The following is a 14,564-nucleotide window of genomic DNA, read 5'->3' as shown; positions in this document are numbered from 1 at the left end:
CGGCGTCGGAGTACTCGATCCCGTGCGTGCGCCGCAGCGACCCGCCGATCGCCTGGCGAAGGCGCGGCGTGCCGTTGACCGGGGTGTACTTCGTCTCGCCCGCGTCGATCGCGGCGATCGCCGCCTGCTTGATGTGCTCGGGAGTGTCGAAGTCCGGCTCGCCGACGGTCAGGTCGAGGATGCGGCGCCCCTGCGACTTCAGCTCGCGCACCCGCGCCGCCGCGGCGGTGCTCGGCGAGGGCTTGATACGGCCGAGGCGCTCCGCCGCGCGGAACGACGACGCGATCACGTCGGTCATGACGGGTCCTCGATGTCGGACGTGAGACCCTTCGCCTTCAGCACCTCGGAGAGGTTGCAGAGCTCGATCGTGGTGCCGCCGGCCCAGTACTTCGTGATCAGTTCGGCCTCGTGGGCATCCCGGGTGGCCGACAGCTCGGCGGCCTCCCGCGCCTCCTCCCGCCGGACGACGACGACGCCGTCGGCGTCTCCCTTGACGATGTCGCCTGGGTGGATGATCTCGCCGGCGAAGACGACCGGCTGGTTGAGGGCGCCGAGGGTCTCCTTCACCGTGCCCTTGATCGACACGCTCCCCGAGAAGACCGGGAGTCCGAGCTCGCGCAGCTCCTGCGTGTCACGCACCCCGGCATCGGTCACGAGAGCCGCGATGCCCTTCGCCTTGCAGGCGTTGCCGAGCACATCGCCGAACATGCCCGCCTCGGCGAACTCGCCCGCCGATACGATGAGCACGTCTCCCGGCTGCGCGTAGTGGATGGCGACCTGGAGCATGAGGTTGTCGCGCGGAGCGCACACGACCGTGAAGGCCGAGCCGACGAACGACGTGTCGCGGTCGATGGGCTTGATGTTCGCATTCAGGGCGCCGCGGCGGCCCTGTGCCTCGTGGATGGTCGCGGCGGTGAACTCGCCGAGGCGGGCGATGTCGGCGGCGTCGGCGCGCTCGATACGGGTGGTGACGTGAACCATGGTGGTGTCCTTACTCTGCAGCCTGGAGTGCGGCGTCGCGGCGGTCGAAGGTGAGACCTCCCGGCACCTGGAAGGTGGGCATCAGCTCGACGAGTCCGATGTTGACGTGCGACGGCGCGTCGACCGCGAACTCGATCGCCGAGACGACGTCGTCGACGGTGAGCGACTCGAAGCCCTCGTAGTAGGTCGCCCAGGCCTCGGCATCCGTCTCGGGGGTTCCACCGAGGTTGCGTGAGAAGATCTCGGTCTCGATGCGGCCGGGGCTGAGCTCGGTGACCCGCACCCGCTTGCCCAGTGCGTCGTTGCGGAGCTGACGCGAGAGCTGATGAACGGCCGCCTTGGTCGCGTGATAGGCGGTGTGGCCGAAGAAGTTGTAGTGCCCGGCGATCGAGGAGATGTTGAGCACATGGCCGCGATCCCGCTCCACCATCCCGGGGTACAGCAGACGCAGGATCTGCATCACCGCGGTGAGGTTCACCTCGACCAGGTCGTCCAGATCCTCGGCGGAGGAGCTCAGCAGGTTGCCCGCGCGGCTGACACCTGCGCTGTTCAGCACGATGTCGGCCTCCACACCCTCGAGCGCACGGGTGAGGGCATCCGTGTCCCGCACATCCAGTGCGTGGGCGATGACCCCCCTATCTGCGAGCTCTGCGAGCCGCTTCTCGTCGCGCGCGATCGCGTGAACGGTGAGCCCCTTCGAGAGGAAGAGGTCGATCGCCCCTCGCCCGACGCCGCTGGTGGCGCCGGTGACGACGGCTACTTCGTAGTCGGAGAAAGTCATAGCAGGGTCCTTCCGGTGGTTGACAGGGAGAGCGCGTCGAGAGCCGCGAACACGGCTCCGACACGAAGACGGAGAGCATCGAGGGCGACGAGGTCAGCACGGGTGCGCGCAGCGGCCTCCGCCGACGAGACGCGGCGGAACCGCAGCCTCTGGCCCGGGCGCACCTGGGCGAGCACGTCGAGCGAACTCGAGGTCACGACGGCAAGCACGGGGTATCCGGCGGTGACCCCACGGCCCCGGTGCAGGACGAGCAGCTCGTCTCCGGGCGGCACCTCGACCGCCCCCACCGGAACTCCCCGCGAGAGCACCTCGCCGCGGCTGATGCGTTCGGGCAGGGGCCCCGTCATCCGCAGTCCGATGTGGTTGCTCGTCGGGGTGACGAGGTACGGCTGCTCGAAGAGGCGATCCGCCGTGCCTGCGAAGTCGTCGATGTCGGGGCCGTCCGTGACGTCGACGACGAACCCTGCGGGGATCCGCGGCACGTCGAGGCTGTACAGCTCCGCGCTGAAGTGATCGTTGAAGAGCGGCGACGTCGCCTGACGCAGATCGAGCGTCGCCCCGGCCGCGAGTCTCCCGCCGAATCCGAGGACCGAGTCCGGCGCGCAGCTGCCCAGCAGCAGGGGGACGTCGAAGGAGCCACGCACGGAGAGGTAGGCACGCAGCCCGCCCTGCAGCTGCCGCAGCGCGACCGCCTCCCCCGCACGAACCGACACCGGCTGGCCGCTGGGCCGCCCGACTCCGTCGATCGTGAGATGCCCGTCGGCGCCGGTGACCGCGATCAGGATGTCGATATCTGCGACGAACTCGAGGTCGAGCGCCGTGATCTCGAGCAGCGCCGCGTTCTCGGGATTGCCGACGAGGATGTTCGCGATCCGCGCCGATCGCTGGTCGAGGGCGCCGTTCACCGGAACGCCGTAGCGCGGGCCGCGTCGGCGGCCGAGATCGGTGACGTGTGTGGAGCCGGCCTCGACAATGGTCAGGATGCCGGCGCTCATCGCGCCACCATCCGCGTTCCGAGCAGCGACTCGTACTCGTCGGGGCCGATGGGAGTGAACCGGATGAGGTCGCCCGGCTCGTAGGGCACAAACGGCTCGGCATCGAGGTCGAGGACCGTCAGGGGCGTGCGGCCGATCAACGGCCAGCCGCCGGGCGCTGCGGCGGGGGTGATCGTCGCCTGACGGCCGGCCACCGACACGACGCCCTGCGGGACATGCGCGCGGGGACTCGCGAGACGCGGCACCGGGTTGGGGAAGGGAGGACCGTCGAGCATCGGCGACCCACCGGGAGCGCCGAGACACCGCACGACGTAGGTGGGCTCGCTGTGCAGACGCACGATCTCCTCCGCGCTGAGACTCTGCGCCGCGGCGACCGTCTGCAGGTCGAGCTCGCCGTCGAGGTCGTACAGCACGGGCACGTCGAACGTGCGCGGGGTGTCGGTGAGCGGACGATCGTGGTCGAGTCCCTCGATCACATGGGCGAGGTAGTCGCCGAGTCGGTCGAGCGACACCTCCGCCGGATCGATCTCGATCAATGCGGCGTCATAGGTGGGGATCACGCACTCGACACCGGGCACGTGGGCCGCGTCCACGAAGCGCGCGAGGTGATGGACGAGACGCCACCCGGCCTCGCGGTCGGCCAGGACGCTGACCACGCGCAGCGCGGAGTTGCCGCTGGGTGAGACGACGACGGATGCCTCTGACATGGCGTCTCCTCACTCCAACCAGTCCGCGAGAGGCGCGATCTCGACACCGGAATCTTCGAGGCCTTCGCGGATCCCGCGGGCGAGGTCGACCGCGCCGGCCGTGTCGCCGTGCACGAGCACCGTGTCGCATACGACCGGGATCAGCACGCCGTTGCGGCTCTCGATCACCCCGTCGACGACCATCCGCACCGTGCGGCGCCGGATCTCCTCGCCGCCGTGGATCACGGCACCCGGCTCGGTCCGGGGCACCAGAGTGCCGTCATCCTCGTACGCCCGATCGGCGATGCCGACGATGCCGACGCGGAGCCCGGCCGCCCGCGCGGCGTCGGCGAGTCTGCCGTCCTGCGCGAGGACGATGAGCTCGGGGTCGATGCGCTGCGCCGCAGTGGCGACGGCCTCCGCGTAGTCCTCGCGCACCGCGACGAGGTTGCCGAGACGCCCGTGCGGGGCGATGTGAGTCACCGTCGTGCCATGGAATGCCGCGAAGGCCTGCAGTGCACCGAACTGGTAGAGGACGTCGGTGCGCACCTCGTCGGCCGTCAACGCCATCTCGCGCCGCCCGAAGCCCTGCAGGTCGGGGAACGACGGATGTGCGCCGATTCCGACACCGCGCTGCACGCAGGCACGCACCGTCTCGTCCATGATCTGGGAGTCGCCCGCGTGGAAGCCGCAGGCGATGTTCGCCGAGGTGAGGATGTCGAGAAGAGCCGCGTCATCGCCCATCCGCCATGGTCCGAAGCCCTCGCCGAGATCTTCGACCAGATCGATCCTGCGTGTCATCGCCAGCTCCTCTCCTCATCGATTCCGCTGTGGGAATCAGGCTAGGACGGACGACATCAGGAGTCCTCAACTCATGCCACTTCCGTGCCGAAAATCTCGCTAAGTTCCTGTATTCGCGGGGTATCGGCGTCCTCACTTTGGCAAATTCCTTGCCATTTGCCTTTCCCCGACGGCGCCTGTTCGGTAGTGTCGTCGACACGCGCATCCGCAGGAGGAAACCCATGGTCGTTCCCGCACGCCGAGTCCAGCGTCGCGTCACTCTCACCGAGATCGCCGAGGCTCTCGGCGTCGCACCGTCGACGGTGTCGCGCGCCCTGTCGAATCCGAACCGGGTGAGCCCGGCGATGTACGAACGCATCACGAGCAAGGCGCAGGAGATGGGCTACACCTCGGCGCTCCTCCCCGCCGCCGAGAACCGTCTCGCCCGCGGCACCATCGCACTCGTCCTCCCGAACCTCACCAACCCGTTCAACCTCGACGTGACGCGCGGCGCGCAGGCGCAGATCCGCGCAGCCAGCTATCTGCATCTGCTCGTCAGCACCGAGGAGTCGCTCCCGATGGAAGAGCAGTGGCTGCGGGAGATGGCACGAACGGTCGACGGAATCGTCGTGTCGTCCCCTCGGATCGACGACGAGGCGCTGCGCGCCATCTCGCAGATCGCACCGACCGTGATGATCAACAGGGCAGCCCCCGGGCTGTCCGGCGTGGTGATCGACACCCCGGCGGGGCTCGCCCAGGCCGTGCTTTATCTGAACTCGCTCGGCCACACGCGCATCGCGTACGTCCGTGGACCTCACGGGTCATGGACCGACCACACGCGATTCGATGCGATCACCGCAGCCGCCGACGAAAGAGGCGTCGACCTCGTCACGGTCGGTCGATATCAGCCGACGCTCGCGAACGGGGCGGCAGCTGCCGATGCCGTCGTGCTCACCCGCGCCACTGCCTGCATCTTCTTCAACGACGTGCTGGCGATCGGAGCGCTCGATCGCTTCCGGCAGCTCCGCGTCTCGATCCCCGACGACCTCAGCGTGGTCGGGTGCGACGACATCTTCGGCTCCTCGTTCTCGCATCCGCCGCTCACCACTGTCACCTCGCCCGGTGAGAGCGCCGGCCGTGCCGCCGTCGACATGCTCATCGGCCGGTTCTCCTCGCGCGACCGCTCCGACCGCATCGATCACATCTCGGCGCACCTGACCGTGCGGTCCTCGACGGGTCCGCTGCGGAGCTGACACCGGCGGCGGCGAGGCAGGAGCCAGACGGGCAAAGGACCCCGGATGCCGTCAGCATCCGGGGTCCTTCACGGTGGTCGGTGTTACGGGATCAGGATCGACGCCGTGACGGCATCCTTCTCCTTCTGCGTCTGCTGCACGTCGTCGACCTCGTCGAGCGTGTAGCGACGGGTCTCGGTGGCTGTCAGCGCCGCGATCACCGCGATGAGCATCAGACCGATGCCGAGGAAGGCCGGTCCGATCCAGTTCTGCAGATCCTCTCCAGCGAGCGCCGTCGAGGCGACAGGGCCGATCGCTCCGGCGATCGCGAAGCCGATCTGCGTGCCGACGGCGAGGCCAGAGACGCGCACCCGGTTCGGGAACATCTCGGCGAAGAAGGCCGGCCAGGCCGCGTTCGCGGTGGAGTAGAAGAAGCCGTTGCACAGGATGCCGAGCACGAAGATCAACGGCCAGTCGCCCTGTGTGATCGCCCAGAGGTAGGGCACGGTGGTCAGGCCCGCACCGACCGCTCCGACGATGAAGACGGTCTTGCGACCGATGAGGTCGGAGACGTATCCGGCGAGCGGCGTGTAGAGCAGAGCGAGAAGGCTTGCCAGCACCGGCACCCACAGCATGGTCGCCTTGTCGAGTCCGTACCCCGTTGTCGCGAACGCCACCGAGAACGTGGCGAACAGGTAGCTGACACCGGCGATCATGGCGCAGGCGGCGACACGGATGATCGCGACCCAGTGGAAGCGGGTGACCTGCTTGATCGGTGCGAGCTGCACCTTGATCGCCTGGGTCTCGACGAAGGACGGCGGCTCTTCGAGGTTGCGACGGATCAGGTACGCGACCACGACCACGACGGCCGAGAGCCAGAACGGGATGCGCCAGGCCCAGCCGAGCAGGTCTTCCTGAGGCAGCGCGGCGAACGGGATGAACACCGCAGTCGCCAGTAGACCACCGGAGGCGGATCCGCTCGTCACGAAGCTCGTGGTGAATCCTCGGCGGTTGTCTGGGGCATGCTCGAGGCTCATCGAGATCGCGCTCGCCTGCTCACCCGACACCGACAGGCCTTGGATGATGCGGATCACCACCAGCAGGATCGGAGCGAGGACGCCGACCTGTTCGAACGTCGGCAGGCAGCCGATGATGAACGTGCAGATGCCGATGCCGAAGAGCGTCAGCATCATCACGAACTTGCGGCCGAAGCGGTCAGCGAGCGGGCCGAGGATGAAGGCCCCCAGCGGGCGCACGACATACCCCACGGCGAGGGTCGCCATACTCAGCAGCACGCGGATGCCTTCGGGCAGCTCCGGCGGGAAGAACAGCTGGTTGAGCACGAGCGCCGCGGCAGTGCCGTAGACCGCGAAGTCGTAGTACTCCAGCGTCGTGCCGATCCAGGACGCGATCGCCGCCTTCGCGGGCGTCTTCTTGGGTACAGAAGTGGTCGTCATGTCGCCTCCATCGGCGGTTCCGCAGCGGTGTGGCGATCGGGATATTCGCCGTCGTCCGCTGTGCGGTACCGCTGGTCGGGTTCTCGTGGGCGGCGGTCTCGCTCGCTTGCTCGAACTGTAGGTATCGACATGGCGGGCGAGCAAGCAATGTGCCACAGATTTGCCATATTCTCGCGAGGCAGCCGCGGAATTCTCGATGCGAAGTACTCCTTTTCACCGATCCGTGCCACGCGATTTGCCAGAGCGACGATCCAGCTCACGCGACTGCTCGGCTGGGCCGTCGATGGATGCGTGGGGCTGAGGCTGCTCGACCGCGCAACGGACCGCCGGCTGCCGGCCTTCCGACGATTGTCGAAAAAACGACCGATCGACGTCATCCTGCGATCGACGGTTATACGATCTGCATCGAGCCGCCAGGCCCGATGCTCTCTGCGGAAGGACAGCCGGATATGTCAGAGGACCTGCTGGTCGCCACCCGCCTGTTCGCGGTGCGAGAGGTCCTCGGCTCCGAGGCAGCGGACGCTCACGGATGACTTCCTCAGCCGACGCGCCGAGATCCGGCCCCGTATCCGCATGGGCACCGTTGGCGATCCCGGCGTTTCGGGTGCTGTGGTTCGCGCAACTGGGAAGCAACATCGGCACCTGGATGCAGACCGTCGGCGCGCAGTGGTATCTCGTCGACGCCGCAGCCGGAGCGACGATCATCGCGCTCGTGCAGACAGCGAGTCTGGCCCCGGCCCTGCTGTTCTCCCTCCCTGCGGGGGTGCTCGCCGATTCCCTAGATCGCCGCAGACTGCTGATCTGGGGTTCGGTGGCGAGCGCGGTGATCGCCACAGCGTTGACCGTGATCGCCTTCCTGAACGACCTCACTCCGTGGACGATCCTCGGCTTCACGTTCCTACTCGGGATCACCTCCACACTGACGTCTCCGGCCTGGCAGGCGATCCAACCGGAACTCGTGCCGCGTCCGCTCATCGGTGCGTCCTCGGCGCTCGGCGGCGTCACGGTGAATGGCGCCCGCGCCGTCGGCCCCGCGCTTGCCGGAGTGCTGCTGTCGCTGTTCGGCGCACCCGTGGTCTTCGGCATCAACGCGCTCAGCTTCATCGGAGCAGTCGTCGCGCTCGTGTGGTGGCAGCGGCCGCCGCAGAGCGGGCTCGATGACAGGGAACCATTCATGGCCGCGCTACGTGCAGGCGTTCGGTACGTCACATCCGCCCACCTCGTGCGACGCATCCTTCTGAGATCGGCCCTCTTCGCCCTACCTGCCAGCGCTCTGTGGGCGCTGCTTCCTGTCACCGCCAGCCGACTCGACCTCACCTCGAGTGGCTACGGCCTCCTTCTCGGCGCCCTCGGTGCCGGCGCCGTGCTCGGTATCTTCGTTCTGCCCATCGCCCGGAAGAGGTTCTCGGACAACGCGGTGATCGCGGCGAGCGCTCTGCTGTTCGCCGCCGGCACGCTCGCCGCGGCATGGCTGCCGTTCGTCCCCCTGCTGCTGCTGCTCGTTCTCGCCGGGGTCGCCTGGATCGGCACGCTCACCGTGCTGAACGCCGCACTGCAACTGACTCTCCCGCAGTGGGTGCGATCGCGAGGAGCATCGATCTACATCCTCGTCTTCATGGGAACGATGGCCGTCGGGTCGTTCGGCTGGGGCGCCCTGGCCGGAGCAGTCGGCACGGCGACATCGCTGGCCGTGGCCGCGGCGCTGCTCGTCGTCATCGCAGCCAGTGTGATGTGGCTGCCGCTTCTGCCGGGCACCGGCACCGTCGACCGGACCGTCTCGATGTCGTGGCCCACCCCGACCCTCGTCCTCGACCCGCAGCCGACCGACGGCCCCGTTCTCGTGCAGATCATCTACACCGTGCGACCCGACAGCATCGACACGTTCCGAGAATCCATGCGACTGGTGGAGAGTTCGCGGCGGCGAACCGGCGGGTACCGATGGACGCTCCTCCGCAGCGGCGAAGAGCAGGACCTGCTGCTCGAGTCCTTCATGGTCCCCTCCTGGGGCGAGTACCGACGGCAGCAGACCCAGAGACTGACCGGTCGCGATCGTGAGATACAGGCGGCCACCCGGGCGCACACCGACGGCGAACCCAGAGAGGTGCACTACTTTCCCGAGTCCTCGCCGCCGCGCAGGAGATCCCGACCTCAGCACTGAACGGGCTCAGGGCTGAACGACGCGCACCCATGCCCGATCGACGTCATCAGCATCCAGGAGGTTCACCTGCACCACACCGGCGTACTGCAGCCGATACGAGAACTCGCCGGTCGGCGGATCGTCGCATCTGAAGTCCCCCTCGGCGAGTACCCGCCTCTCGGCATCGGCGGTCACCACTTCGAACCCGACGCCGTCTCCCTCGCACCGCCCCTCGATGGTGAACTGTCGGTCCTCGACGAGCGCAGCGGGGCCCGCGATGATCTCGCCCGAGGGGTCGTTGCCTTCCCCGTACTTGAGAGCGATGGCCACCTGAGTGGGGTCTGTCTTATCGGGATAGGCGAATCCTCCCGCGGGAGGCGCTGTCGTCGCCGATGGCGTCGATGCGGATGTCGTTGCTGGTGCGACCGGCTCCGGCGCTGCGCTCGAAGTACAGCCGGTGACCACAGAGGCAAGAACGACCAGACAGACCGGAACGACCGTGAGGGCGCGGATGCGAGTGTCCATCGCTCCACATTACGACGCCCGGGGACCAGGGAATCCTGTGACCTACATGGCCGGAACCGACATCATCTGGGCAGTGACGGTGACGACCCTCGACGAGCCGCCGTACGAATCATGCGGTTGATCGCGAGATTTCATCATCTGCGTCCACTCGGCGCCCTGGTGCGCTGAGGAACGGTCGTGCACACTGAGGAGCATGAGCGACCCCGGGGCGACCGATGCAGGCATGGTGAAATACATCACGATCGGGGTGCTGGCCGGCGTGTTCGTCGGGGTGCTGGTCGGAATGTTCGTCGAACCCATCGGGGTCGGATTCGGCATCAGCGGCGGATTGTTCCTCGGGATCCTCGTGGCGACGATCGCGTGGCTGGTCAGGCGTCAGGCGAAGTAGCGGCTCGGCGCAGGAGGTGACGCCTTGCGGACGCTTCCGGTGAGGTGTCAGTCGACGATAGCGATCGTCACCGGGATGCCCTCGAGGAGCGACAGCTGCTCCTCGGTGGCGGAGTAGGTGCCGAGGTGGAGGGTGGCATCGGAGTATCCGATTCCGGTCGCGTCGTAGTAGAACCCGAGGTTGCCCCACGACGTGTAATAGATGAGGTCACCGTCTTCCGGGTCGGAGCCGGGTGAGCCCTCATGGTTCAGCTCGCGCGGCAGGTAGGCGATCTTCTCCGCACCGGCGAACTCCTCGACCGTCAGCTCGAGCGGCAGCATCGAGAGGAAGTCACGGACGCCGGGACTGTCTTCTCCGATCGTCACATCGACGCTGGTGCGATCGGACGTGAACCGAACGATCGTGCCGACGACCTGTTCCGGTTCGGGGACAGCCGTCGTCGCGGGTGGGTCAGGAGCTGCCACGTGGCTGGCGGTCGGAGTAGGCGAGGTATCGGGTGAGGCGACCGGCGTCGGGGCGCACGCGGTGACGACACACCCCAGCATGGCGACTGCGGCGAACGCGAGAGATCTGCGCGGCCTGGACACGTTGCTCTCGATCACGCGACGGGAGTGGGCTCCTCGATCAACGCCGGCAGGGCCGGAAGGTAGAGGTCCATCGAGATCGGCCCGAACACCGTCAGAAGCAGGAGCACTGACGGCAGCAGACCGCGGGTGACGCTCGGGACTTGTCGAGGCGGCAGGCATGCGTCCATCGTGCGCCCCCGCCGAGGCACATAGGAGTCTCTATCGAAGGGTGTATTGGCAGGGCACCCGTCAGAGGTGCGGCGCGCCTACTGACTTCATGTCGGCGTCGAAGCGAAGGGTCGCTCGTCGGCGACCGCACGTCATGGCGTCAGCGTCACGCCGGTGTGCTCGGCCAGCGCAGCCAGCAGCTCGTCCTGAAACGCCTCGTCATTCACCGCGGGGTGCGGCGTCTGACGCCGTTGGTGATGCCAATACCCCCCGGAGACGAGAGCAGACAGATCGTTCGTCGTCGCGAGCCATGCCTGCGTCACATGTCCGAGAGCCAGGTCATCGCTCGCCGACGGCCCGCCCATCCTCGTGGGGACCCACCCCGGGTCGACGGCGTGAGACACGACATCCGGCCGGCGCCGAGCCACTGCCGCCATGAGCACTGTGACGAGGAGCTTGCTGTCGGAATAGGAGACGGTCTTCGACCCGCCGCTCCAGTCAGCGTCGCCGACATCGGGGCGGCCACCCCGATGCATACTGCTGGAGAGGTAGATGAGGCGCGTGGCTCTCACCGACTCCGTGAGCAGATAGGGAGCGACCACATTGACGGGCAGCAGAGCCGCGCCGTCGATCACGCCTGCGTTGTGGATCACCGCATCTAAGGGGCCCATCCCAGCGGCCTGATCGCCCAGGTCACCGACCTGGTCGGGGTCGGCGAGATCGCCCACGATAGGTCTGGCGCCGCGTGAGACGAGCTCGTCCAACACTTCCAGACGACCATCGTTGCGCGCGTGCACGACGATGTCGTGGCCGTCGTCCAGCAGCGACACCGCAGCTGCTCGGCCGATGCCCTCGGTCGAACCGGTGATCAGAATGCGAGCCATGCGAATCGCGCCTCTCCTCAGCTTCTCATCTTTCGCACCACGCTATTGGGCAACGGGTTCTCAGACCAGCTATCACCCGATCGGACCGTTATCGACCTAGATGCGCACATCCGTGGATGCGCTATCGTTCGGCGCCCCGGGCGACCGGCAGTGAATCCATATCGGGCCCCACCACCGAGAGCGCTCACGAGTCCGCCCGCTGGCCGAGCATGAAACATGCACCAAAAATGCACCACGCCCCACCCCGGATACGGAAAAACCCCCGATTTCTCGGGGGTTTCCATGGCGGTGACGGTGGGATTTGAACCCACGGTAGGGGGTTACCCTACACAACTTTTCGAGAGTTGCACCTTCGGCCGCTCGGACACGTCACCGCGGACTAGCTTACGACAACCCGCGCCACGGCGCGAATCGAGAGCGGCAGCGCCCGATCACCAGGCTGCGGCGACCTCGGCGTGCGTGCGCAGGATGCCCTCGGTCGCCCCCTCGGGAGCACGCCCGATGCCGCACTCGGTCGCGACGCCGAACTCCGGCGCGAAGCGCTGGGCCACGGCGATTCGACGCTCCGCACCCTCCACCCCGTCTTCGCGGTGCACGAGCCCGAGGTACAGCTCGCCGTCGTGCTCGAGCCCGGCGAGCGGTGCGTAGTACGCCTCGACGTCGCGCGAGATCGGCACCGGCAGGTGCAGCCAGGTCAACTCGCGAGCGGATGCCGCGGTCACGGCGTTCGCGTAGCGGACGAGGTTCGCGGCATCCGTCGGCTCGAAGAAGTGCTTCTCGGCGACGTCGCCGTAGCAGAGGTGCACCCCGACCTCGACGTCCGTCGGCACGGCATCGATGAAGGCCGCCAGACGCGAGACGAGGCCGGGGAACGGGTCGCCCTGCCACCAGACATCCATGACGCGACCGAACGCGGGAGCCGCCTCGATGACACCCATCTCGCTCGCGACGTCCCACTGGATTGCAAGGTCGTCGTGCGGGATCGCGGCGAGAATGCGGTCGACCTCGGCGAGCAGGGCTGCGGTGTAGACGGGGTCGACCGCGGCACGGTCGTCGCCGAAGAAGAACGACGAGACCACGGCGACCGTGGTCGGCAGCGAGACCTGAAAGCGAGTTGCTGCCGGCACGACGCCCTCATCGCGCAGGCGGCGGAAGATCGCGTACGACTCGATCGCGGCATCCGCGTATCCCAGCGGCGGGAGCTGGATGCTCGCAGCATCCACCCCGTCCGCGATGCGCAGCGGGCGGGCATCGAGTCCTGCCTTGAACGGGATCGGCTCGTCGCCGATGCGCTCGATGCCCTCGGCCTCACCGAGCACGTCAGGCTGGAACATAATCCAGTGGAATCGCTTGCCCACCTCACCGTCGGGGATTCGGCGCAGCCGCGGGCCGAGCAGTTCAGCGGCGGTGCGGATGGTTGTCTCGGCGTCGTCGAAGTTCACGCTGCCCACGAGGAGGGCTCCCTGCGGCTGAGTCATGCGTCCAGAGTATCGGCGGGTGCTTTTCTCCGGTGGTGCCCCCGTCGAGCATCGGCGCCCCTGGTTAGGATGGCCTAAGGCATCCGTCGCGGAGGTGCCGCAGAGTCGAGGCACGGAGGGGACGCAATGGGCTTCATCACATCAGAGGCGCTGGCAGAGACCGGCTATGTCGTGCTCGACGACCACGACCAGGCATCCGACCCCGCCGAGTGGCTCGATCTCACCTACATCGGCTGGCGCTCGTCGGGCGTCACCCGCTTCGCCCCGCTCGCGAGCTACGCCGGCGAGATCGAATGCAACGGATTCTGGAACCAGACCCCGCCCCGCACCGACCAAGACGGAGTGTGGGTCGCGTCTCAGGTCGCGATCGCGCCGACCCTGCAGCGCCGCGCCCTCGAGCCCGGGGCGGGAGTCGGCCGCTGCCGAGTCATCGAGCTGCAGCCCAACGAGTACGCGGATGCCGTGTACAACCTGCACCAGGACGACAACAACCGCCTCAACGACGACGGCACCGGCTGGGTCGTTCGCGGTTATTACAACCTCTCGGACGACACCGACTCGCTGCTGCTCCTGCGCTCCGACCGGTTCGATCCGGCGACCGAGATCCGGCTGCCGCTGCGCGAGGGATCTCGCATCATCGTCGACACCCAGCGCTTCTGGCATGCGGTGTGGCACCGGGGCACGACCCCGCGTTACGCCCTCATCACGTCGTGGACCTCGGGCCCCGAGCTCGACGCCTACATCGAGGCCAACCACGGCGACCCGAAGCCTGCGACCGTCGCGCTCGATCCGCAGCTCGTCGACGACGCACAGATCGAGCTGCACCGCCGCATCGAAGAGCGCCGCCGCGTCTTCGAGGCGCAGGGCATCGTCATGGAGCCTCGCGCCGACCTCAACGTCTGACTCGGCGCTCCCCCTCCCCTGCTGCGGGCACAACTTCGGACCCCAGACCCGACACACCGGACGCACGAACGGATGCCACGGCGCGCCGCCCCCGGCATCCGAAACTGTGCCCGGGGAAGGGGGAAGGGAACGGGAAGGGGGACGACACCCTGAACCCACCGATCGCCCGTCTACTCCGAGGCCGTGCGCCCGTCTTCCAACCGGACGACCCGGTCGACGGTCCCGACCGGAGGGGCGACGTGAGAGATCAGCAGCACGGACTGCTCCCCCGCCGCCTGCAGCAGGTCGCGCAGCAGCGCGTCGGATGCATCGGGGTCGACGCCCGCGGTCGGCTCGTCGAGCACCAAGACCGGGAAGCCTCGCAGCAGCGCTCGTGCCAGGGAGATCCGCTGAGCCTGGCCGCCCGAGACGAGCCCGCCACGATCACCGACCCGCGCATCGAGTCCCCCGCGCTCGCGCACCCACGACCCCAGGCCGACCCGGTCGAGCCCGGCGAGCAGCTCGTCGTCGGTCGCAGTGTCTCTGGCGAACAGCAGGTTCTGCCGGATGTCTTCGTCGAACAGCTGCGGACTCTGCTCGCACAGCCCGATCGTGCGACGCAGC

16 protein-coding genes, 1 tRNA gene and 1 pseudogene are annotated in these 14,564 nt (G+C 67.8%); 4 read left to right on the top strand and 14 right to left on the bottom strand.

Going from position 1 to position 14,564, the window contains the following annotated elements; genetic code table 11:
* The 6 genes from J7E68_RS05580 to J7E68_RS05555 form a co-directional block, all read right to left on the bottom strand.
* The coding region (locus tag J7E68_RS05580; RefSeq protein WP_396652485.1) for an aminotransferase class I/II-fold pyridoxal phosphate-dependent enzyme at positions 1-298 on the bottom strand (298 nt) is incomplete at its 3' end.
* Positions 295-981, bottom strand: coding sequence for a 4-carboxy-4-hydroxy-2-oxoadipate aldolase/oxaloacetate decarboxylase (locus J7E68_RS05575; RefSeq protein WP_215170627.1), 687 nt, complete (start codon positions 979-981; stop codon positions 295-297). The genes J7E68_RS05575 and J7E68_RS05580, both read right to left, overlap by 4 nt.
* Positions 982-991: 10 nt before the next feature.
* Complete coding sequence (locus J7E68_RS05570; protein WP_215170625.1) at positions 992-1,762, bottom strand: SDR family oxidoreductase; 771 nt, start codon at positions 1,760-1,762, stop codon at positions 992-994.
* Positions 1,759-2,757 (bottom strand): biotin-dependent carboxyltransferase family protein, encoded by a 999-nt coding sequence (locus J7E68_RS05565; protein ID WP_215170623.1) that lies wholly within the window; start codon positions 2,755-2,757, stop codon positions 1,759-1,761. The genes J7E68_RS05570 and J7E68_RS05565 overlap by 4 nt, the downstream gene beginning before the upstream one ends.
* A complete protein-coding gene (locus J7E68_RS05560) occupies positions 2,754-3,464 on the bottom strand; it encodes a carboxyltransferase domain-containing protein (protein ID WP_215170621.1) in 711 nt (236 codons plus the stop codon). The genes J7E68_RS05565 and J7E68_RS05560 overlap by 4 nt, the downstream gene beginning before the upstream one ends.
* Positions 3,465-3,473: 9 nt before the next feature.
* Positions 3,474-4,244: a 5-oxoprolinase subunit PxpA gene (locus tag J7E68_RS05555; RefSeq protein ID WP_215170619.1), complete on the bottom strand. Its 771-nt coding sequence runs from the start codon at positions 4,242-4,244 to the stop codon at positions 3,474-3,476.
* Positions 4,245-4,465: 221 nt separating this feature from the next.
* Between J7E68_RS05555 and J7E68_RS05550 the strand changes: the two genes are divergently transcribed.
* Positions 4,466-5,476, top strand: coding sequence for a LacI family DNA-binding transcriptional regulator (locus J7E68_RS05550; RefSeq protein WP_215170617.1), 1,011 nt, complete (start codon positions 4,466-4,468; stop codon positions 5,474-5,476).
* Between the two features lie 83 nt (positions 5,477-5,559).
* Here J7E68_RS05550 and J7E68_RS05545 read toward each other — a convergent pair whose 3' ends face one another.
* On the bottom strand, positions 5,560-6,912 hold the full coding sequence (locus J7E68_RS05545) for an MFS transporter (RefSeq protein WP_215170615.1): 1,353 nt from the start codon (positions 6,910-6,912) through the stop codon (positions 5,560-5,562).
* 529 nt (positions 6,913-7,441) lie between these two features.
* On the opposite strand from J7E68_RS05545, the gene J7E68_RS05540 reads away from it, so the two are divergent.
* On the top strand, positions 7,442-9,070 hold the full coding sequence (locus tag J7E68_RS05540; RefSeq protein ID WP_215170613.1) for an MFS transporter: 1,629 nt from the start codon (positions 7,442-7,444) through the stop codon (positions 9,068-9,070).
* A gap of 6 nt (positions 9,071-9,076) precedes the next feature.
* Here the strand turns inward: J7E68_RS05540 and J7E68_RS05535 are convergent, their stop codons facing one another.
* Positions 9,077-9,379: a hypothetical protein gene (locus tag J7E68_RS05535; RefSeq protein WP_215170611.1), complete on the bottom strand. Its 303-nt coding sequence runs from the start codon at positions 9,377-9,379 to the stop codon at positions 9,077-9,079.
* Positions 9,380-9,767: 388 nt separating this feature from the next.
* Here J7E68_RS05535 and J7E68_RS05530 point away from each other — a divergent pair, with 388 nt between their 5' ends.
* Complete coding sequence (locus J7E68_RS05530; protein WP_215170609.1) at positions 9,768-9,962, top strand: hypothetical protein; 195 nt, start codon at positions 9,768-9,770, stop codon at positions 9,960-9,962.
* A 47-nt stretch (positions 9,963-10,009) separates the two neighbouring features.
* Here J7E68_RS05530 and J7E68_RS05525 read toward each other — a convergent pair whose 3' ends face one another.
* From J7E68_RS05525 to J7E68_RS05505, 5 genes and pseudogenes are all read right to left on the bottom strand, one after another.
* Positions 10,010-10,426, bottom strand: coding sequence for a cyclophilin-like fold protein (locus J7E68_RS05525; RefSeq protein ID WP_311416418.1), 417 nt, complete (start codon positions 10,424-10,426; stop codon positions 10,010-10,012).
* 152 nt (positions 10,427-10,578) lie between these two features.
* Positions 10,579-10,716, bottom strand: a pseudogene (locus tag J7E68_RS05520) (Bcr/CflA family drug resistance efflux transporter); the annotation flags it as partial.
* A 132-nt stretch (positions 10,717-10,848) separates the two neighbouring features.
* Entirely contained in the window at positions 10,849-11,580 is a 732-nt protein-coding gene (locus J7E68_RS05515) for an SDR family NAD(P)-dependent oxidoreductase (protein ID WP_215170607.1), read from the bottom strand.
* A 283-nt stretch (positions 11,581-11,863) separates the two neighbouring features.
* Positions 11,864-11,954 (bottom strand) — tRNA-Ser (locus tag J7E68_RS05510).
* A gap of 57 nt (positions 11,955-12,011) precedes the next feature.
* On the bottom strand, positions 12,012-13,058 hold the full coding sequence (locus J7E68_RS05505; RefSeq protein WP_215170605.1) for a hypothetical protein: 1,047 nt from the start codon (positions 13,056-13,058) through the stop codon (positions 12,012-12,014).
* Between the two features lie 126 nt (positions 13,059-13,184).
* On the opposite strand from J7E68_RS05505, the gene J7E68_RS05500 reads away from it, so the two are divergent.
* A complete protein-coding gene (locus J7E68_RS05500) occupies positions 13,185-13,961 on the top strand; it encodes a hypothetical protein (protein ID WP_215170603.1) in 777 nt (258 codons plus the stop codon).
* Between the two features lie 170 nt (positions 13,962-14,131).
* Here the strand turns inward: J7E68_RS05500 and J7E68_RS05495 are convergent.
* Positions 14,132-14,564 (bottom strand): ATP-binding cassette domain-containing protein (locus tag J7E68_RS05495; RefSeq protein ID WP_215170601.1); only part of this gene is annotated, 433 nt, incomplete at its 5' end.

Origin of the sequence: Microbacterium sp. ISL-103 (assembly GCF_018613995.1) — a bacterium.
GTDB lineage: Bacteria > Actinomycetota > Actinomycetes > Actinomycetales > Microbacteriaceae > Microbacterium.
Note: the sequence above shows the minus strand (reverse complement) of the source record. Positions and strands in the feature narration are given on the sequence as shown.